Source organism: Parapedobacter deserti, assembly GCF_042646065.1.
Classification (GTDB): Bacteria; Bacteroidota; Bacteroidia; order Sphingobacteriales; family Sphingobacteriaceae; genus Parapedobacter; species Parapedobacter deserti.
Window position 1 is genome coordinate 362,561 of the sequence record NZ_JBHRTA010000009.1, and the last position, 19,794, is coordinate 382,354.

Below are 19,794 nucleotides of genomic sequence, written 5' to 3' on the forward strand. Positions count from 1 at the left end.
GTAATATGAGTTTGCTGGCCATGCTACCTACCCAGCGACAAGAACAGCACCGTTGCCAATGTTGCCCCGATGAGCGGCCCTGCCACGGGCACCCATGCATAGGAGCTGTTAATCCCGGCTTTGCCCTTGATAGGCAGCAGGGCATGCACAATGCGGGGGCCTAAATCCCGTGCCGGATTAATCGCATAACCGGTAGTACCGCCCAACGACAAGCCGATGACCCAGACTAAGAAGGCCACGGGCAGTGCACCCAGCGAACCGAGGCCTATTGGAATGGCACGATCGTCCGTCAGTTCTGCATCGGTGAAGTAGAAGATGGTAAGTATTAGTACGAACGTGCCAACAATCTCGCTGATCAAATTTACCGGAAGGTTGCGGATGGCTGGAGCGGTGCAGAACACGGCCTGTTTGGCTACAGGGTCTTCAGTGCGCTTAAAATGGTCTTGGTAAATGATCCAGACTAAAAAAGCGCCGAGCATGGCGCCGATGAACTGTGCGGTGACGTATGGTAGGATATCCGCGGTCTCCATATTTCCCGCAATCCACATGGCAAGGGTAACTGCCGGATTAAGGTGGGCTCCGCTATACGGTCCCGCAATAACGACACCGGTAAACACACCCAATGCCCAGCCTGTGGTGATGACAATCCAACCGCCGCTATTCCCTTTTGTGTCCTTGAGCACAACATTGGCGACCACGCCGCATCCTAGTAAGATAAGAAAACCGGTACCGATAATCTCCGCAATAAATGGTGTCATAATTGGTCGTTAGTCTGTTAGTTTTGTTAGTCGACAGCATGCCGCTTATCGCGTTTACTATCAATTGTTTATAGTTGTTTAAAATTTTTCGCTGCTTCCACGGCGTTATGCCAGTTATTCATGGCCGTACTCACGTCATAACTGTGATCCGGAGTGAAAGTACGGTCAACCTGCCACTGGCTTTGGATATCATCGAGATGGGCCCATAATCCTACGGCGAGCCCTGCAAGATAGGCAGCGCCGATGGCCGTGGTTTCGGTAATCTGTGGTCTGACGACGTTTGCCTGTAGGATGTCCGCTTGAAACTGGAGCAAAAGCTTATTTGCCGTTGCCCCGCCGTCTACCCGTAGTTCCTTGATTCCAGCACCAGCATCGGCTTCCATGGCCCGGAGGATGTCAACCGTTTGAAAGGCGATGCCTTCCAGGGCAGCCCGTGCAATGTGGGCAGCTGTACTGCCCCTGGTAAGTCCGACGATGGTGCCCCGGGCATACGGATCCCAATGGGGGGCTCCAAGTCCTGCGAAAGCCGGAACGAGGTAAACACCATCGGTATTTTCCACTTTGGATGCTAAGTCTTCCACGTCCGAGGAGTTGCGTATAATGCCCAGCCCGTCGCGTAGCCACTGCACGATAGCACCCGCAATAAAAATGCTACCTTCCAACGCGTAGCTAACTTTACCGCCCAGCTGCCAGGCAACGGTAGTCACCAGGTTGTTGCTGGACAGCACGGGCTTGCTCCCAATGTTCATAAGCATGAAGCACCCGGTGCCATAGGTGTTTTTGACCATTCCTACTTTTGTGCACAGTTGACCGAAAAGCGCAGCCTGCTGGTCGCCCGCGATACCGGCGATGGGTATTCTGGCTGCCAGAATATTCGCAGCCGTCTCCCCGAAAACCTCGGACGACGATTTTACTTCCGGTAACATGCTTTCCGGGACGCCGAACAGTTCGAGCAGTTCTTGATCCCACGCTAACGTGTTGATATTGTAAAGCATGGTGCGGGACGCGTTGGTTACATCGGTGATGTGTTTCTCACCGCCGGTTAGGTTCCAGACCAGCCAGCTGTCGACGGTTCCGAAGGCGAGTTGGCCTTTTTCGGCCATGTTGCGCGCGCCCTCCACATTATTCAATATCCAGTTGATTTTGCTTGCCGAAAAATAGGCGTCGATAAGCAACCCGGTTTTCGCTCTGATGGTAGGTTCATGTCCCCGAGCCTTCAGCTCGTCGCAATACTGCGCAGTGCGCCGATCTTGCCACACAATAGCCGGATGGATGGGGCGGCCCGTCGCTCGATCCCACACGATTGCCGTTTCGCGCTGGTTAGTGATTCCGATGGCGGCAATGGAGGAGGATTTTAACCCGGCTTTTGCCACCGCTTCAGCCGCTACGGAAAGTTGGCTCGACCAGATTTCCTGCGCATCGTGTTCAACCCATCCTGATTTGGGGTAATATTGTTTAAATTCCTTCTGCGCAAGCGCGACGATCTGGCCGTTGCTGTCAAATATTATGGCACGTGAACTTGTCGTTCCCTGGTCTAACGCTAAAATATATTGGTTCATATATCGGTTATTTGTTGGTATTCAATTCGCTTTGACATTTTCTCGCACGCCATGGTCATCTCTGGGTGGCAGATACGTTTTGGCAAGCGAAAGGTATTGCGCGATTTGTCCGGCGGTCCATTCGTTGTCTTTTTGAAGTTCTCCTGCCATAATTGCGGCTACCTTCGGAGCCATCGCTATGGATTTCGCGGCATCGAGGAAAAGTATACGCAGTCGCCTTGCCAACACATCTTCCACCGTTCTGGCCATTTCATGCCTTACGGCCCACACGACCTCAGCAGCAATGTGGTCAAAATCATCATGAAGTTTTTCCGCCAATTGGGGGTACGCACCGGCTAATGCACGTATTTTCGGCGCATCGCTGCCGTAAGTTGCCCAGTGTCCGGATACCTGCTCCGTGATGTAACCATGGATTTTGATGGTTTTGGTGTGACATGCCCGTTCTGCTAGCCCTGCGATTTCAATGGCTTTATCAACCGTTTCCTCTGCCATTTTGCGGTAGGTTGTCCACTTTCCGCCAGTTATGGTAATCAATCCGGAAGTGCTGACCATTAACTTATGGTCGCGTGAAATTTCTTTGGTTGATCCGTCCGCTTTTTTGGGTGCTGCGAGAGGTCGCAATCCGGCAAATATACTTAAAATGTCCGTTCGCTGAGGCGGTTTTTTTAGGTAGATAGCCGCATTCTTCAGGATAAAGTCGATTTCGCTGTCCAAGGGCTTCGGTTCGAGGCTATGAGCATCTATTGGTGTGTCGGTAGTGCCGAGTAGGAGGTAGCCATGCCATGGTACACCGAACAACACCCTTCCATCGCTTGTCTTTGGAATCATCAATGCATCACGATTTCCGAGGAAACTACGGTCTACCACCACATGTGTCCCTTGGCTGGGGCTCACCAACGGCAGGTGTCCGTCGGTATCCAACCGCAGAATATCGTCTACGAAAACACCAGTGGCATTGACAACGGCTTTAGCTGTTACCTGAATCTGCCTGTCTGTTTCTATGTCCGTAAAGCGGAGACCTGTCACCTTGCCATCGTTGTCCTTGAATAGAGCTGTTACTTTACAGTAATTTAGTATGGTCGCGCCATAATTCACTGCCGTCTGCGCGAGGTTGATGGCTAGCCTGGCATCGTCAAATTGCCCGTCGAAGTAACGTATGCCGCCCCTCAACTGGTTCGTCTTTATTCCGGGAAGGGCTTCACCTATCTCTTTTTTTGATACGAATGTTGACTTTCCGATGCGGTTTCGGCCTGCCAACCAATCGTATATCTTTAGTCCGATCAAATATTTCCACTTGCTGAAAATCGAATAGCAGGGGATGATGAAGGGCTGCGTATGAGCCACGTGTGGGGCATTCCTGAAAATTATGTCCCGCTCTCGCAATGCTCCATATACTAACTTTATGTCTCCCATCGCCAGGTAGCGTACGCCACCATGCACGAGTTTGGTGCTCCTGCTGGACGTGCCCTTGGCAAAATCATGTTGTTCCAGAAGTATGGTTTTGTATCCTCTTGCAGCGGCGTCTACAGCAATGCCAAGGCCCGTGGCCCCACCGCCGATGATGGCCAGGTCCCAGATGGGTTGCGTATCGCTGTGGCGGAGTCCAACGGAACGGTCTAGCAGTAGGGAAGGCATAAACAATCGGTTAAAAATGTAAGTACCTGAAAATATTAATTGCGAATGCAAACCTATTGAAATGTGAAGACAAAATCAAATGAAATTTTTAAAAAATAAACGAAACTGAACGAAACAAAATCATTTGCATCATTTTTATTCGTTTAGGGGAGAAAAAATGTATCTTCGTGGCTGACATGAACAACGTTGAGCGCCACCAATTTATTATGAACCAGCTCCAGCAGAAAGGGTCGGTAAATGTGACTGACTTGTGTGAGCTGCTCGATGTATCGTCTGTAACGGTACGAAAGGACCTGAAGTTGCTAGAGGACCGCCAAATGCTTTTCCGAACACATGGAGGGGCGACGCTAATCAACCCATATACGATTGACCGGACGGTTTTCGAAAAAGAGAAGATACAGGCGGCCGAAAAAACGGCTATTGCCAGAGAGGCCGCTTCAATGATATCGGATAATGATTCCATAATAATTGCCTCCGGCACAACCGTACAGGCTATGGCTAGGGAAATTCAGCCGGTCGGTAACCTGACAGTAGTCACTTCGGCGTTAAATGTTGCCGTTCAGTTAATTAAGCACTCAAATGTCGAAATTTTGCAGCTTGGCGGTATCCTTCGTAAAAGCTCTACTTCAGTAGCTGGATTGTATGCTGAGCGTATTTTGAGCGATTTCTTCTGCAGCAAGCTGTTTTTGGGAGTGGACGGCATCGACTTGGAGTTCGGTTTGACAACAACAAATGCACAGGAGGCCCATCTCAACCGCAAGATGATGGAGGTATCGCAAAAGGTCATTGTACTGGCCGATTCCACGAAATTCGGAAAGCGCGGTTTTGGGCGGATATGCGGCATTGAGGAAGTGGATCGTGTCATAACTGATCGTGGCATTTCGCCGCATACGGTAAAGGAGCTGGAGCGGTTGGGGGTGAAGGTCACCGTTGTGTAACGTACAGTTTGCCGATGTTGTACCGCAACGTAAACTGCTGTTGATTATCCACAGCGCCGCGTGTAAAATGGAAGCTTAGCGTAAACTGGCTTTCCAATCCTTTATATTGCAGCGGTTTCCATCCGATTTCCAACCTGTCGTAAAGGCCGGACGTATAGAACCGGTCGCCATAGGCGATGTCGAGTCCTTCTCCGGCATAAAATGTGTTGGCTATGAAGATTTTTCGGTATTCGGCGTAGATGTCTGTAATGACGCCTTTTGGTGTGCGCCAATCATATATGCTGCGGAGCCTGTCATATGATACGATGCCTCCACCGCTGATATCCAGCGAGTCGAGGAAAGATAGCTCGGATAGGTCGATGCCGATTTTCAGCATCGCCGCACCATTATCCCGTACGGGCGTTTCATTTTCGTCGGTGTTATTCTTTTTGCCGGCATCGTGCCATAACGTGATCTGATGGGCGAGATACAGCGAACCTGAATTAACCCGGCCCGACAGGCCGACCATAAACTGCTCGCGTTCGGTCTCGGTTTGCCGGCTGGTCCAGTCAATCCACACTTGCTGGCGGAAAATTTTGTTTCCATATCGCCATAGCAGCCCTTCGATGTTCGGTCGATAGTAGTTCAATGTGTCGTTTAAGATTGCCCGGTGGTAGCCGGCGAGCAGGTCTTTTCGGGGAAACATGCCGATATAGAAGTCGTGCCCCTGTTGTCTGTAATTGTAATAGACGGTTGGTACAACGTCCTTGGCCGCCACTGAACCAAACTCATGGAGGAAGTTAACGCCGCCGTGTAAAAAATGGGCGCTGTCCATGGAAAAAATCAGTTCAGGCGCGATGCGCATGCCGAGTATAGATTGTGAATACAAGCCTGATTTGGCATACTCCCGGTTGTCCGCAAAGCCATGAAAACCGATTTGCCACCCAATATCCTGTGCGGGCAGATTTCCGATCCATAGAAAGGCAACGAAAAATAATGTGGATAACCGGCGGAGATGGATAGACATGGTTAATTGCTTAAGATAGAAACGGGTATTTTCCTGCTGTTTCTGGACCCTGCGAAGGGTGCAGTCCGAATGGAAAACACCAATGAGTAGTCGTCGGGCGCATCTGGCATCCTGATGGTAGCCGGAAAGGAAGCCGACTCCTTAGGCGGGATCCGTATCTGCCGGTAATCGCCCATGATCTCGCTGAAAGATGTCTGCTCAAAAAAATGCTTGGTAAACCCATATTCAATGTAACAAGCCCATTTTTCTCCGGCATTGGAAAATGTAATGGTATCCTCATAGGGATTGTAAAGTTCAAGGTGTACCTGCTGCAAAGCGCCGGCATGGAGGTCTTTTGGCATTCCGACTGCGGCGATGGTTACCTTCTGGTAGGTTCGCACTGAGTCCAGGTAAGCAAAATAAAGTGTCCCCTTGTTTGTTTCAATGGAATCTTGAAGTAGGTCATCAAGGCGCTTGAAGGAAGCGTAATATGCATTGCGGTTGCGCAGGCTGTCTTCAATGGGCCAATAGTCGTATTGTGTTTTCCTATAATCACGTGTATTGTACGCAAAGCCTTTGATCGTATTATTTACGAAATTGTAATTCGATGCATCCTGAAAACCGTTGTCCATAATAAGCCATTCATCGCCAATGACCTGGTGGATTTGCTCTGCAAATTGCTCTTTCCCCCAAAACTGTTTTAATCCCTTGATGCGGGACAGGTCTGACAATGGAAAGATCAATACTACCCGTACTAATAGGATCAAGACGATATTTGCATAGCATAACTTGATGAACCAACGTGGGACAGCGGTCATCCGGACAAGGTACAGATAAACCAAAAGGAAGAGAGGAATGAATGCCAGTAAGGTCCAATGGGCCTCAACGCGGCTTTTGAACGAACTGAGCAGGAAGAACAGTAAAAAGCCAAAACAGTTGAATTTCAGCACTCGCAAGAAGGCATCAGATGTCTTATGCTTAAATGCATAGTAATAAAGAAAGATGCCTGTCAACGGACCGGCTATCAGAAACTGGCTTACGATGAAATCAGTGGTAAACGAGAATCGATAAATCCGTGCGGTTCGGTCAAAGAGATGATATTCCACCGACGGCAAACCGTTGTTGATCTGCCACAAGATGTGGGGCAGGAAAAGTATCGTTGCCAACGCAGCAATCAGCCAGAAACTGGCCCGCCTGAGCAGCTGCCAGTGTGCGAGGACGGTAAATAGAAAAACCAACACCGCATGATACTTACTGTAAAGCATACAAGCAGCAATCAAGCCAAGCAGCAATGCGTATTTGAGCCGGTCTTCGTTGAGGTACCGATGCAGGATGTAGAAAAATAACGCTGTGAAAAGGAATAGTGGTGTGTCCGGTGTGGTTATAAAACTATATACATGCAAGATAAGCATGCTACTGTACAGTAACACAAAAAGCCGGGCATCTTTTGCATAGGTTTTTGCGATCTGCCATAAAATAAAGATAGCGGCAACATTGGATATCACGCTGAGCAGTCTTACGCCAAGTGTGGAATGCGTAAACAGCGAGCCGGCTTTTATGAACATTGCAACCATTGGTGGATGGTCATAATACCCCCAATCCAGAAACCGGCTGAATACCCAGTAATAGGTCTCGTCGTAATGCAGTTCGGAGAATGCTGATTGAATGAAATTGACGGCAAACCACGCCAGTAAAAAATAGCAGATGGTGTTGGTGGATCGGGCTGGCATAACTGATCAATTAGGCTAAGTAGAAAAGGTATATATATAATTGCCAAGGAAGTTCCAAATAGATACGATGGCAATGGCAATCAGTTTAGCTACGTAGAAGTTGAACTTCAGTTTCCCATGTAAGAGAAACACAACCAGGTTATTGATCAGCAACCCTATCAAAGCGAAGCCCAGAAATTTCGAAAATTCCAGCAACATCCCCTGGTTGCCCATAACCTTGAACGTCCAGTACCTGTTCAGTAAGTAATTGCTTACGGTTGCGACACAAAACCCGAGGGAATTGGCTAAGTATTTATGTAAGCGGAGTTTTTCTTTGCAAATCCATGTGATCCCGAAATCCACAACCACCCCCGACAACCCTACGAGACCGAATCTCAGAAATTTGGAGAAAAATTCGGAGTCAAGTATCATGTGGCAAAGGTAATTAATCTATTGTGCCAAAAAAAACTGCGATGCTGGATAATGAGTTTCCGCATCGCAGTTCTTTTTCGGGATGTTCCAGCATCGCGGAACGGTATTTTCTAAACTTCCAGTAGCAGCCGTGCGGGATCTTCAAGCAACTGCTTCACGCGTACAACAAAACTGACCGACTCACGGCCGTCGATGATACGATGGTCATACGACATGGCGATGTACATCATTGGACGGATGACCACTTGTCCATTTTCCGCAACCGGGCGCTCAATAATATTGTGCATGCCCAGTATGGCCGATTGGGGCGCATTGATGATGGGCGTAGACATCATCGAACCGAATACTCCACCGTTGGTGATGGTGAATGTGCCGCCGGTCATTTCTTCGATGGTCAGCTTACCGTCACGGGCTTTTGTAGCCAGTTCGACCACTGCCTTTTCAATTTCATGGAGCGACAACGAATCGGCATTCCGGATGACGGGTACGACCAGCCCTTTTGGCGCTGATACGGCGATGGATACGTCAACGAAATCACTATATACGATCTCTTCACCATCGATTCGGGCATTTACCGCAGGCCACTCCTTCAGCGCAGTACATACGGCTTTGGTAAAGAATGACATAAAGCCAAGTCCCACCCCGTGCTTCTCCTTGAATATTTCCTTGTATTTGGCCCTCAGGTCCATGATGGGCTTCATGTTCACCTCATTGAACGTAGTGAGCATGGCTGTTTCATTTTTAACGGACACCAGCCGTTTGGCGATGGTTTTACGGAGCGACGACAGCTTTTCGCGCCGCTCGTTCCGTGAGCCGCTGATGGCTTTCGGCGCGGCTGCGGTCGGCTGCTTCGGTGCCGATTTGGTTCCCTCTGCTGCTTTTGCCTTAGGCGCTTCGGCATTTTCGGCATCTTCCTTCGTGATGCGGCCATCTTTGCCCGTACCTTTTACCGACGCAGGGTCGATGCCTTTTTCACGAAGGATCTTTGCTGCTACGGGGGAAGCTGTTCCGGCAGCATAGCTGCTGCTTGCGTCGGCAGATTCAGTCGGCTTACTTTCCGTTTCCCCTTGGGGACTATCCGCAGCTTCCGACGTCTCTTGCGGGGTCGTTTTGCCGCTATCGGCTGCGCTGGGGGCGTCTCCCTCCTCAATGGTGGCTACCAAGGCGCCGATTTCCAGCGTATCGCCCTCTTGGGCGATGATACGGAGAGTGCCCGACCTTTCTGCGGGCAGTTCAAAGGTTGCTTTGTCGGATTCCAGCTCGGCAATATTCTCGTCCATCTCTACGTAATCGCCGTCCTGTTTCAACCACTGGGACAGGATGACCTCTGAGATCGACTCGCCGACGGTTGGTACTTTTATTTCTACGCTCATAGTTGACTTGTTATCGCTGTTTATGTTCGTCAATCAAATTTTTTGGCCACTTTTACCGCTTTTTTAACCTTGTCCTTTACTTCCGTTCCGGCACGGTCTTCAAAGGCCCTGCCCACTACCGCAAGCTGCTGGGTGATGTGTTGTTTAGCGTATCCCGTGGCGGTACTGCTGCTTTCCTTTCGAGAAATGATATCCAGGGAAATGTTGCGGTTCCTGAATTTGCGGCAAATATAAGGCCATGCACCCATATTTTCCGGTTCTTCTTGTACCCAAAAGAATTCGGTAGCGTGTTTGTACTTGTTGCGGACCCCGCGGAGTCTATCCATCGGAGTGGGGTAGAGCTGTTCTACACGTACGATGGCCACGTCGTTGCGTTGGTCAGCCTGCTGTTTTTCAAGCAAGTCGTAATAAATTTTGCCTGAACAGAAGAGCACCCGACGTACGTCAGCTGATTTTACATAGCTGTCGTCGATGACTTCCTGAAACTGCGATTTGAGTCCGAAATCCGCAACCGGGCTAACTACCTTGGGATGTCGCAATAGGCTTTTAGGCGTAAAAACCACGAGTGGCTTGCGAAAATCGCGCTTGATCTGCCGACGCAGCACATGGAAGAAGTTGGCTGGCGTGGTGCAATTTACAATTTGCATGTTATTTTCGGCGCATAATTCCAAAAAGCGTTCGATACGTCCAGAAGAGTGTTCGGGACCCTGGCCCTCCAATCCATGGGGCAGAAGCATGACCAGCCCGTTTGAACGCCGCCATTTGGTCTCGGCGCTTGAAATGTATTGGTCGACAACAATCTGTGCACCATTGTAAAAGTCACCGAATTGAGCTTCCCATATGGTTAGCGAATGTGGATTTGCCAGCGCATAGCCGTATTCAAAGCCTAATACGCCATATTCTGAAAGGTGCGAATTGTAAATGTTGAACCGCTCGCCTCCATCAATCTGCTGCAATGGGATGTATTCCTCTTCGGAGTCTTCAAGCGTCAGGACCGCATGTCGGTGCGAAAATGTGCCCCGTTCGACGTCTTGTCCGATCACCCGTACGCGAGCACCTTCATTCAGCAACGTAGCGTATGCCATGAGCTCGCCCATGGCCCAATCGAACCGTTTAGTCTCAACCATCTTCAGCCGTTCGTCGAACAAACGGGAAATTTTTCGGAAAAACTTTTTGTCCTTTGGTAGGGTAGATATTTCTTTGGCGACGGCTAAAAACGTCTTTTCTGATACCCCGGTTTTTGCCGGGACGAAGATATCGTCGTATTTCGCTTTGCGAAGTCCTTTCCATGCACCGGAGTACATGGGGTTATCCTGGGTCAGATTTTTGTCTTCTTTTGACTCATCAAGGCGCTCCTGAAGCAGCTTGCGGAAATCTTTCTCCATTTCCTTGGCCAAATTAGCATCTACGCTCCCTTGTTCCAATAACTTCTTGTTGTAAATCTCTCGCGGGTTAGGATGCTTCTCAATAGCCTTGTACAACAACGGTTGTGTAAACTTAGGCTCATCAGCCTCGTTGTGGCCATACCGTCTGTAGCACAGAAGGTCTATAAAAACATCGGTATGGTACTTCTGTCGGTACTCTACTGCGAGGTTGATCGCATAGACCAACGCTTCAACGTCGTCCCCGTTCACGTGAAATACGGGTGATAACGTCACTTTCGCTACATCGGTACAATATGTTGACGACCTGCCGTCTTTGAAGTTGGTGGTAAAACCAACTTGGTTGTTGACCACAATGTGAATCGTGCCGCCGGTGCGGAAGCCTTCCAGCTTTGACATTTGGATGACCTCGTAAACGATGCCTTGCCCGGCAATAGCCGCGTCTCCATGGATAAGTATAGGAGCGATTTTGGTTGCATCGCCATCGTATTTCATGTCGATTTTCGAGCGTACAATCCCTTCGACGACGGGGTCCACCGCTTCAAGGTGCGAAGGATTGGGCACCAGGCTTAGGTGTACACTAGCCCCGTTGTCCGTGGCGATATCCGTTGAGTAACCTAGGTGATACTTTACATCTCCGCCGAAATCTTGTTCGGCTTCTTCAGCATAGGTTTTGCCTTCGAATTCCGAAAAGATACTTTCGTACGATTTGCCCAGGATATTCGTAAGCACGTTCAGACGGCCTCGGTGGGCCATGCCGATCACAAACTCCCGGATGCCCAAGTCGGCCCCTTTTTCAATGACCGAATCGAGGCCCGGGATGAGACTCTCGGCGCCTTCCAGAGAAAAACGCTTCTGTCCGAGAAACTTCGTGCCCAGAAAATTCTCGAACACCACAGCCTCGTTTAATTTCTTTAGGATGCGTTTTTTCTTTTCAATGGTAAAGTTAGCGGTATTCCGCTCGCCCTCCATACGTTCTTGCAGCCACTTTATTTTTTCGGGGCTGCGGATGTACTTGAATTCGGCACCGATCGAACGGCAATAGGTATCTTCAATCAGTTGGCGGATATCGCGCAACTTTGCGGGTCCCAATCCTACCTCAATGCCCGCGTTGAAGACCGTGTCCATATCCGCTTCGCTCAAGCCGAAAGTTTCCAATTCCTTGCCAGGATAGTATTTGCGGCGTTCGCGTACGGGGTTCGTTTCAGTGAAAAGGTGGCCGCGGTCCCTGTAGCCATTGATCATGTTCAGTACGTTGATCTCCTTCAGTACGTGGTCAGGCGTTGCAGGGGCTTTATTGGCGTAACCGTTCTGGCCAAAGTCAAATCCTTCAAAAAACTTTCGCCAACCAAAATCAATAGCATCGGGATCTTCTTTATATGCTTTGTATAACGAATCGATGAAGGCCGAATCCGCGTTACTTAAGTAAGAAAGCTTGTCCATTTAGTTGTTTGTGCAATAATGCGTCAAAGTTATAATTATTAAATTGTTTACCATAGCAATATCCCACAATTTTATAGCCAAATTTTGATTCCAGGGAGATTTTTTGCGATCTTCAATTACTCGAAAGCAGCTGTTTCCCTCGGGTAGAATTGCGTGGTCAGCTTCTTGATGTCTACTTGCTTATTGTCTTTCATGCTGCTGCCCACGCCTGCCAGGTGGGCCCAATTGCCATAGTTGTTGGCGGGTGTGTAATCTAGAAGTTTCTCTTCGAACCACGCAGCGCCTTTAAGCCAGCTGACTTTCAGTTCATGGATGAGATAAGTGCCAGTGATCTGCCGCTCATGATGCGGGATGTGTCCGGTCTCATGCAGCTGTTGCATGCTTTGATCAATAATCGCTATGCCGGTTTTTCCAGCTTTCCAACGGTTAAAGTTTTTTTCTTCGTCTTGACTGACAGGTTGTGGGCTGTTGGTCAGGCCGCCACGCTGGAAGAAACGATTGCCGTGTTTTTTGAACATGAACCGGTAGTAATCACGCCACATCAATTTAACGATGATGTGCTCAACGCGCTTTTTATCAAACGTCGTCTTTTCGGCTTCTTTTGCAGCGTGGTATAGCGTATTGGGAGACAATGCGCCGACAGCGATGTAGGGTGACAGACCGGAATAATCGGGCGTGAGCGCTTGGCCGTATAGGAATGCCTGCATACGCTTTAGAGCCACCGATTCACCGCCTATAAACTGTAAGGTAGACGCCAGTTCGACCTCCGTTTTATCGAATCCAAGTTCGGATAGGGTGGGAAGGAAACCGGCATCGAGTTCCGCGGGGGTTTTAATCGTATCTGGGCTTCCCAATTGTGGCCTGATGGCGCTTTCCCTTTCGGTCTTTTTCTTGAACAACGCAAAGGCGTCGGGAATATCTCTTATCGGGAATGGCAGGTCTTCCTTGTGGTACAGGGTGTGGCCGATAAAATGCCTAAGGTTGATCTGCATCTTCCATAGCGCTTCTTCGACAAGCGCCGAAATGCGTGTCTCCTCGTAGGCTACTTCGCGGTGATGATATACCTCATCGGCCTGGTATTTTTCCGCAAGTTGGGGAAGCACTACTTCAGGATAACCATGAGCGATAACTAAATCGCCCCCAAGCTGGCGGAGACTATGTTGCAATTCGGTCACATTTTCACGGAGAAAGGCAGCCCGCAGCACGCCAGTTTTTTTGGTGCCGTATTTCGTATCGCAAAAATATCTAGGGTCAAAGCAATACACCGGAACAACTTGGTGGCTGCGCTCAACTGCACGAAGCAGAACCTCGTTGTCGTGGATGCGCAAATCATTTCTGAACCAAACCAAGATTGTCCTTTTGTCCATGATTGATTGTGGATTAAATCCTACAAATATAAGGTTTATTATTGATGAATGGCAGACAGCGCTGGGAGGAGCATGAAATTGACAATTAAATCACAATTCGTTTTCCGACAAGAAATGTTAAATTTGCACAGAATAGCTGTTTACCGGAAACATAATCTGCTCTTATTTGTATTTAGCTAATGTATAAACCAAGCCGCCTCAAAAATGGTGAGAATTGCGTATGAAAATCCTGATAACCGGCCTTAATAATTATTTAGCACGAAACATTTCGGTATGTCTTGCAGAGGAAGGTCATCAGGTAACCTGTCTGATCAGAAGCAAGCGCTTATTCTATAAGCACGTACCAGGGAAATATGCTATCTCTATGATAGAAGGCGATTTGTTCAAGGGTGCGCTCCCCGCCGATGTTGATAAAGAAACCCGTGTTGCCTTTTATTTCAACCAGTCGCCTGTGAATGAAATAGACATCCGGCTGGAGATGGAGTTAATTGCCCTGCAGAAGTACATCCGTGCCCTGCGGATTACCGCATGTGAGCACTTGATTTATGTCACGAAGCTGTCTGATGAAAATGTAGGCAAAATTAAGTCCTACATCGGGCGAAGCGGCTTGGACTTCACGATTATCCGGATCAGCAATATCATCGGTAAGGGCTCAGCCCTGATGAACATCCTCTCAAACTTGGCAAAACAGCGGTTAGTCGTGCTGCCTAAGGAATTTGCCACGAGCCGCTGCCAACCCATTCACCTGTTGGATGTGTGTGCGTATCTGAACAAAATTATGTTGGATACAGCGGCCTATGGAAAGACGTTTGATATAGGCGGCCCTGAAGTGATGACTTATAAGGAAGCATTCGAACGTTACCTTGTTGTCGCCAAATTGAAAAAAAGAGTCTGGGCTTTACCGGGTTTAGGTGTGCCGCTGTCGATTTTCTTCGGAAGACACATTTACAAGTTTGAGCAGGACGTATCCGTTGCATTTATTGCTTACATGACGAAAGACCTGGTCACGGTAAACAATGGGCTGGGTGCGCTTTATCCGGTCGACTTGTCTCCCTTCAATGCTTCCCTAAAATATGCCCTGGGTCTGTAAATTATAAAACCGTTATGGGAAAGAACCTAGTTATGGGGAAGAAAGTGCTGGTTACTGGAGCGAGTGGTCTTGTAGGGCAGGCACTAATAAAAGCACTGGTAGATCGAAATTATGCGGTTAATGCTTTAAGCAGAAGCAACCGGCAAATCAATTCTCCAAGCGTATCATTTTATCGATGGGATGTCGCCGCAGGCGAGGTGGATCCATCCTGCATGGAAGGGGTGGAGTGTATCATTCACCTGGCGGGTGAAAGTATTGTCGGCTTGCCATGGAGCAACAGGCGGAAACAAGCCATATTGGAAAGCCGAACAAAGTCCATTGGTATCCTGTATAGATTACTTGAAACGGTTGATGCGCATGAAGTTCGAACAGTGATATCCGCATCTGCTGCTGGATATTACAGTGATCGGGGAGATGAATTAATGACTGAAGATAAGCTGCCTGCGAATGATTTTCTCGGCCAGACATGTGCACATTGGGAACGGGCGGTAGACGAGGGCCGTATGTTAGGACTACGTACCGTGTCGTTGCGGAGCGGCGTGGTGCTTTCTCCTCATGGTGGGGTCTATGGCAAATTAGCTCCGATGATTAAGAAAGGGCTGGGCGTAGTGCCCGGTTCAGGAACGCAATGGATTCCGTGGATACATATTGAGGATGCCGTGTCTATGTATATTTTTGCGCTGGAGCATAATGGAATACACGGCGTATACAATATGGCGGCACCTGAGCAGATCACTTTTTCGGCATTTATCCGCGCGATAGCCAAACGATATAAGCGACCATTGTGGTTGCCAAAAGTTCCAAGCTTTTTACTTAGGGCATTCTTGGGTCAGATGAGCGACATGCTTCTGAGCAGTACGCGGATGTCTGTGGAAAAGATCCGAAATGCAGGGTTCAAATTCCGTTACCCACAAATAAACAGCGCTCTCGGAGCGCTGGACTCTTAGACCGGCCGTGCGGTTGTCACAAATCACCATCGCCTTAGCTTACCTTGCCTTCACGGTGCTTTTGCCGTCCCTACCAGGCGAACCAGAATACACCGTGCCCTGAGCGAGGTTGCCCAACGGCCTGCCGGATGAACCGATATTGATCAAGCTATAAATGTTCCGGAGATCATTTTGCGGATTTACGCGGTAACCGCCGGCACGGGTATCTATATGAAGATAGTGGGGCGCTTTTCTATCATCGGTTTGCGGTACTATACCCTCATCGTGGTAAACGAAGGTTACATCTCCTCCGTCGCCATTCGGGTGTGTACGCGACCCATTGTTGTTCGCATCGTGGCCACCTGCTAAAACATAAAGTGCGCCGAGTTGCTCAAATCGCATATCAATGTCAAAGTCGGTTCCGTTGTTTTTACCGTCCGTACCGAATATATAAGCCCGCTTCCCGATTTCGGCATGCCCTACTTCAAGCTTCACATCTTTCTTGCCGAAAAATACGAGCTGGCTTCGGTCTTTCATGATCAACGTGTCAATACGCACTGTCAATGACGAGTCTTTGCCTCCAAGTACCTCTTTTTTCTTTTTACCGATTTCCAGTTTAGAAATATGTATTGCCCTACTTTTACGGGTAGTATCGGGCTGCTGTGCGAAAGCAGCAACACCACCACCAATCAATATGCAAGCAAGGATGATTTTCATCGCTGTCATGGTTGCTTCCCTCTGTTTCGTGTCCTTGGGTTAGACTGTTTTGAACCGAAAAAGTTTAATTCGTGTTACAAAAGCGGTGATTGGCACAACATGTGCGCATATTGATTAATTTCGTTCAAAAGTTGTAAAAACCATGATTCGTGCCATTACCTTCTTCTTTGCTACATTTTCGGTTTCCTGTTTTGCTCAGCCGGTTAAGGATACGACCACACACTTGGAAGAAGTGACCGTCCGGGCCTATTTTGTGGACGAACCGTTATTGCGGCTTACTACCTCGGCCGGCGTGGTCGGCCGCGGCACCTTGGAGCAGCAGAGCGGCCACTCGTTAGTGCCTGCTTTTAACACGGTGCCCGGCGTACGGATGGAAGAGCGTTCCCCGGGTAGTTACCGGCTTTCGCTTCGGGGAAGCCTGCTCCGTTCGCCGTTTGGCGTTCGGAACGTAAAGATATATCTCGATGAGATTCCGCTAACGGATGCAGGAGGCAATACCTATTTGAATCTGCTCGATCCGGATGGTGTAGACCGTATCGACGTGCTGAAAGGTCCGGATGGGAGTTTGTTCGGCGCCAACTCAGGCGGTGTGGTACTTATCAGGCCTGAAGGGATGGGTGAGGATAATGGCTACAACGGCTCGCTGCGGGTCAACGGCGGATCATTCGGCCTTTTTCAGGAACAACTATCGGTGAAGTTCAACCCTTCGCCTACTTATCAGTTCGGCGTTAACCAGGCGTACCAGCGTGCCGACGGGTATCGGGAGAACTCAGCGATGACACGGGCTACCTTCCAAACCGTTCAGCGGTGGAACTATATGCCAACCGGTGAATTGCGGCTGATCGCGTTGTATTCCGATCTGCAGTATAGAACGCCCGGAGGGCTGACTGAAGCGCAATATGCAGAGAATCCGAGGTTTGCACGTCCCGCTACCGCTGCGATTCCCGGAGCCGCGGAGCAACAGGCTGGCATTATCAACAAATCGCTGATCGGGGGCTTGGTGCATGATGTGCAAATCAGTGACAAGTTCAAGCATGTGTTCAGTATTTTCGGCACCCACACCGATTTTAGTAATCCGTTTATTACCAACTATGAAGTAAGGGACGAGTATAATTTCGGCGTACGTACATACCTTGACTATGCGGCTGGCAACCCGGATGCCTTTTTATGGCGATTCAATGCCGGACTCGAATGGCAGCAGGGCGGTACAGATATTGCCAACTATGACAACCATGGTGGCTCTAAGGGCGACGAACAGGCAATCGATGCATTGAAAAGCCACCAACATTTCTATTTTGTACGCCTGAGCGCCGATGTGCGCAACCGGTTAACGATGGAAGCCTCCCTCAGCCTAAATTACTACCGGTATGGATATAAATCTGATTTTCCGATCAGTGAACCTTTGTTTACCGACCGGCGATTTGACGCGGAGTGGATGCCAAGGGCAGCGTTGTCTTACATGTTTATGCCCCAGCTATCGGGACGCCTATCTGTCTCTCGCGGGTATTCTCCGCCCACCATTGCCGAAATACGGCCATCAGATAATATCGTCAATACGGCGCTGGAGGCGGAAACTGGATGGAATTACGAAGCCGGTTTTCGCTGGCAGACGCCTAATCGGCACGTGTTTGTAGACGGGGCTGTCTTTTACTACAGAATGGAAGATGCGATTATCCGTCAACTGCGTGAAACAGGAGCCGAGTTTTTTGACAACGCCGGCGGAGTCATCCAACGGGGTGTAGAGCTGTCGGCTGTCGCATGGGTGGTTGAACCGCGTCGGCAGGGTGTCCTTAGGGGCGTACAGGTCGGCACCAACCTTACGCTTAGCCGGTTCCGGTTCGGCAACTATCGGGTAGCAGATGATGATTTTACCGGCAACAACCTTACGGGCGTGCCGGGCAGCACTGTGGTAAGTAGTCTGCTGATTCGGTTTCCCTTTGAAATCAGCGGCTATGTCTTACACAACTATACGGCTGCTATCCCCCTTAACGATGCCAATACGGTCTTTGCCGACCCCTACCACCTGTTGCAGGCAAAAGTGAAGTGGGAAACAGCATTGAACCAGCGTTTGACATTGCAGGTATTTGCCGGCGGGGATAACCTGCTGAACCAGCGATATAGCCTAGGCAACGATATCAACGCTTTTGGTGGCCGGTTCTTTAATGCAGCGGCACCGCGCAATTTCTACGGTGGGGTTGTGCTGCGCTATTAGCACGATGGACACTCTGCCTCTGCGATTACGTATTTACAAATATTATCCCTACTTTCGGAGCCAAAAAGATAGTATCATGAGTTTGAAAAATTTCAAAGGGGTTATTACCGGAGATGCGGTGCAGGAACTATTTGAAGTGGCAAAAGCAAATAAATTTGCCCTTCCAGCAGTCAATGTAATCGGCACCAACTCAATTAATGCGGTGATGGAAACCGCAAAGGCGGTTAATTCTCCGGTCATTATCCAATTGTCGAATGGAGGCGCACAGTTTTACGCCGGTAAATCACTGAACAATGACGGAATGAAAGCCTGTATACTCGGCGCAGTATCCGCTGCACGTCATGTACATTTGTTAGCCGAACATTATGGGGTAGCAGTAATTCTTCATACAGACCATGCAGCCAAGAAATTGCTTCCGTGGATTGATGGATTGCTTGACCACGGAGAGGCGTTTTTCAGGGAGCAGGGAAAACCGCTGTTTTCTTCGCATATGCTTGATCTATCCGAAGAGCCTATTGAGGAAAACATTGAGACTTCGAAGCGTTATCTCGAACGCATGAATCCTCTTGGTATGACCGTCGAAATCGAACTCGGCGTTACAGGTGGTGAGGAAGACGGCGTCGATAATACCGATGTAGATAGTTCTAAACTTTATACTCAGCCCGAAGAGGTTGCATATGCATATGAAGAGCTGAATAAAGTGAGCGATAAATTTACCGTAGCAGCGGCGTTCGGAAACGTGCATGGTGTATATAAGCCGGGTAACGTTAAATTACAACCTGTCATCCTTCACAACTCGCAGGAATATATTCGTCAGAAATTCGGCTTATCGGCAGAGAAACCCGTCAATTTCGTCTTCCACGGCGGCTCTGGGTCGGCACCCGAAGAAATCGAAGAGGCTATTTCATATGGTGCCATCAAGATGAATATCGATACGGATATGCAATGGGCATTTTGGGACGGTGTGCGCGGATATTACCAATCCAAAGAAGGATATCTACAAAGCCAGATCGGCAATCCGGAAGGCGCCGATTCACCCAATAAAAAGTATTACGATCCGCGCGTTTGGCTACGCAAAGGCGAAGAGACATTCGTGAAAAGGCTAACACAAGCATTTGATGAATTGAACGCATTGGACGTGAACAGTAAGCTTTAGGCTTGGCTCCATATGCTATGAGAAAGGGTGTACCAACGTTGGGGTGCATCCTTTTTTTACAGACAATTATTTGCCGTTACCTGATAGTTTGTAACGTTGAAGAGTGCTTACA

At 49.0% G+C, this 19,794-nt stretch carries 15 protein-coding genes; 5 read left to right on the forward strand and 10 right to left on the reverse strand.

Going from position 1 to position 19,794, the window contains the following annotated elements; all coding sequences use genetic code 11:
- Window positions 1-23 precede the first annotated feature (23 nt).
- The 3 genes from ACFOET_RS04965 to ACFOET_RS04975 all read right to left on the reverse strand — a co-directional run bounded on the left by ACFOET_RS04965 (window position 24) and on the right by ACFOET_RS04975 (window position 3,952).
- A complete protein-coding gene (locus ACFOET_RS04965) occupies window positions 24-758 on the reverse strand; it encodes an MIP/aquaporin family protein (protein ID WP_379020189.1) in 735 nt (244 codons plus the stop codon).
- A gap of 68 nt (window positions 759-826) precedes the next feature.
- On the reverse strand, window positions 827-2,317 hold the full coding sequence (glpK, locus tag ACFOET_RS04970) for a glycerol kinase GlpK (protein WP_379020191.1): 1,491 nt from the start codon (window positions 2,315-2,317) through the stop codon (window positions 827-829).
- 21 nt (window positions 2,318-2,338) lie between these two features.
- A complete protein-coding gene (locus ACFOET_RS04975; RefSeq protein WP_379020193.1) occupies window positions 2,339-3,952 on the reverse strand; it encodes a glycerol-3-phosphate dehydrogenase/oxidase in 1,614 nt (537 codons plus the stop codon).
- A 176-nt stretch (window positions 3,953-4,128) separates the two neighbouring features.
- On the opposite strand from ACFOET_RS04975, the gene ACFOET_RS04980 reads away from it, so the two are divergent.
- Window positions 4,129-4,890, forward strand: coding sequence for a DeoR/GlpR family DNA-binding transcription regulator (locus ACFOET_RS04980; RefSeq protein WP_379020195.1), 762 nt, complete (start codon window positions 4,129-4,131; stop codon window positions 4,888-4,890).
- Here ACFOET_RS04980 and ACFOET_RS04985 read toward each other — a convergent pair.
- The 6 genes from ACFOET_RS04985 to ACFOET_RS05010 form a co-directional block, all read right to left on the reverse strand.
- Window positions 4,877-5,896 (reverse strand): hypothetical protein, encoded by a 1,020-nt coding sequence (locus ACFOET_RS04985; RefSeq protein WP_379020197.1) that lies wholly within the window; start codon window positions 5,894-5,896, stop codon window positions 4,877-4,879. The two genes, ACFOET_RS04980 and ACFOET_RS04985, sit on opposite strands and share 14 nt — an antisense overlap.
- 2 nt (window positions 5,897-5,898) lie before the next feature.
- Window positions 5,899-7,605: an ArnT family glycosyltransferase gene (locus ACFOET_RS04990; RefSeq protein ID WP_379020199.1), complete on the reverse strand. Its 1,707-nt coding sequence runs from the start codon at window positions 7,603-7,605 to the stop codon at window positions 5,899-5,901.
- A 15-nt stretch (window positions 7,606-7,620) separates the two neighbouring features.
- Window positions 7,621-8,016, reverse strand: coding sequence for a GtrA family protein (locus tag ACFOET_RS04995; RefSeq protein ID WP_379020201.1), 396 nt, complete (start codon window positions 8,014-8,016; stop codon window positions 7,621-7,623).
- Between the two features lie 110 nt (window positions 8,017-8,126).
- Window positions 8,127-9,389, reverse strand: coding sequence for a 2-oxoglutarate dehydrogenase complex dihydrolipoyllysine-residue succinyltransferase (odhB, locus tag ACFOET_RS05000; RefSeq protein ID WP_379020203.1), 1,263 nt, complete (start codon window positions 9,387-9,389; stop codon window positions 8,127-8,129).
- Window positions 9,390-9,418: 29 nt separating this feature from the next.
- Complete coding sequence (locus tag ACFOET_RS05005; RefSeq protein WP_379020205.1) at window positions 9,419-12,214, reverse strand: 2-oxoglutarate dehydrogenase E1 component; 2,796 nt, start codon at window positions 12,212-12,214, stop codon at window positions 9,419-9,421.
- Window positions 12,215-12,330: 116 nt separating this feature from the next.
- Window positions 12,331-13,581: a DASH family cryptochrome gene (locus ACFOET_RS05010; protein ID WP_379020207.1), complete on the reverse strand. Its 1,251-nt coding sequence runs from the start codon at window positions 13,579-13,581 to the stop codon at window positions 12,331-12,333.
- Window positions 13,582-13,801: 220 nt separating this feature from the next.
- Between ACFOET_RS05010 and ACFOET_RS05015 the strand changes: the two genes are divergently transcribed.
- Both ACFOET_RS05015 and ACFOET_RS05020 read left to right on the forward strand, forming a co-directional pair.
- Window positions 13,802-14,671, forward strand: a complete 870-nt coding sequence (locus ACFOET_RS05015) for a Rossmann-fold NAD(P)-binding domain-containing protein (protein ID WP_379020209.1) — start codon at window positions 13,802-13,804, stop codon at window positions 14,669-14,671.
- 14 nt (window positions 14,672-14,685) lie between these two features.
- The gene (locus ACFOET_RS05020) at window positions 14,686-15,618 is read left to right on the forward strand and encodes a TIGR01777 family oxidoreductase (protein ID WP_379020211.1); all 933 of its coding nucleotides are present in this window, start codon (window positions 14,686-14,688) and stop codon (window positions 15,616-15,618) included.
- Window positions 15,619-15,657: 39 nt separating this feature from the next.
- Here ACFOET_RS05020 and ACFOET_RS05025 read toward each other — a convergent pair whose 3' ends face one another.
- Window positions 15,658-16,323 carry a hypothetical protein gene (locus ACFOET_RS05025; RefSeq protein ID WP_379020213.1) on the reverse strand — a complete coding sequence of 222 codons (666 nt, stop codon included), beginning with the start codon at window positions 16,321-16,323 and terminating at the stop codon, window positions 15,658-15,660.
- Between the two features lie 133 nt (window positions 16,324-16,456).
- On the opposite strand from ACFOET_RS05025, the gene ACFOET_RS05030 reads away from it, so the two are divergent.
- The gene (locus ACFOET_RS05030) at window positions 16,457-18,526 is read left to right on the forward strand and encodes a TonB-dependent receptor (protein WP_379020215.1); all 2,070 of its coding nucleotides are present in this window, start codon (window positions 16,457-16,459) and stop codon (window positions 18,524-18,526) included.
- Between the two features lie 76 nt (window positions 18,527-18,602).
- Window positions 18,603-19,682 carry a class II fructose-bisphosphate aldolase gene (gene fbaA, locus ACFOET_RS05035; protein ID WP_379020217.1) on the forward strand — a complete coding sequence of 360 codons (1,080 nt, stop codon included), beginning with the start codon at window positions 18,603-18,605 and terminating at the stop codon, window positions 19,680-19,682.
- The last annotated feature ends 112 nt before the right edge of the window (window positions 19,683-19,794 follow it).

Excerpts from the sequence above, each read along its gene's own strand:
- ACFOET_RS05030 (WP_379020215.1), top strand. The coding sequence starts at position 16,457 with ATGATTCGTGCCATTACCTTCTTCTTTGCTACATTTTCGGTTTCCTGT.
- glpK (WP_379020191.1), bottom strand. The coding sequence starts at position 2,317 with ATGAACCAATATATTTTAGCGTTAGACCAGGGAACGACAAGTTCACGT.
- ACFOET_RS04975 (WP_379020193.1), bottom strand. The coding sequence starts at position 3,952 with ATGCCTTCCCTACTGCTAGACCGTTCCGTTGGACTCCGCCACAGCGAT.
- ACFOET_RS05015 (WP_379020209.1), top strand. The coding sequence starts at position 13,802 with ATGAAAATCCTGATAACCGGCCTTAATAATTATTTAGCACGAAACATT.
- ACFOET_RS05025 (WP_379020213.1), bottom strand. The coding sequence starts at position 16,323 with ATGACAGCGATGAAAATCATCCTTGCTTGCATATTGATTGGTGGTGGT.
- ACFOET_RS05005 (WP_379020205.1), bottom strand. The coding sequence starts at position 12,214 with ATGGACAAGCTTTCTTACTTAAGTAACGCGGATTCGGCCTTCATCGAT.
- fbaA (WP_379020217.1), top strand. The coding sequence starts at position 18,603 with ATGAGTTTGAAAAATTTCAAAGGGGTTATTACCGGAGATGCGGTGCAG.
- ACFOET_RS05010 (WP_379020207.1), bottom strand. The coding sequence starts at position 13,581 with ATGGACAAAAGGACAATCTTGGTTTGGTTCAGAAATGATTTGCGCATC.
- ACFOET_RS04965 (WP_379020189.1), bottom strand. The coding sequence starts at position 758 with ATGACACCATTTATTGCGGAGATTATCGGTACCGGTTTTCTTATCTTA.
- ACFOET_RS04990 (WP_379020199.1), bottom strand. The coding sequence starts at position 7,605 with ATGCCAGCCCGATCCACCAACACCATCTGCTATTTTTTACTGGCGTGG.
- ACFOET_RS04995 (WP_379020201.1), bottom strand. The coding sequence starts at position 8,016 with ATGATACTTGACTCCGAATTTTTCTCCAAATTTCTGAGATTCGGTCTC.
- ACFOET_RS04985 (WP_379020197.1), bottom strand. The coding sequence starts at position 5,896 with ATGTCTATCCATCTCCGCCGGTTATCCACATTATTTTTCGTTGCCTTT.
- ACFOET_RS04980 (WP_379020195.1), top strand. The coding sequence starts at position 4,129 with ATGAACAACGTTGAGCGCCACCAATTTATTATGAACCAGCTCCAGCAG.
- ACFOET_RS05020 (WP_379020211.1), top strand. The coding sequence starts at position 14,686 with ATGGGAAAGAACCTAGTTATGGGGAAGAAAGTGCTGGTTACTGGAGCG.
- odhB (WP_379020203.1), bottom strand. The coding sequence starts at position 9,389 with ATGAGCGTAGAAATAAAAGTACCAACCGTCGGCGAGTCGATCTCAGAG.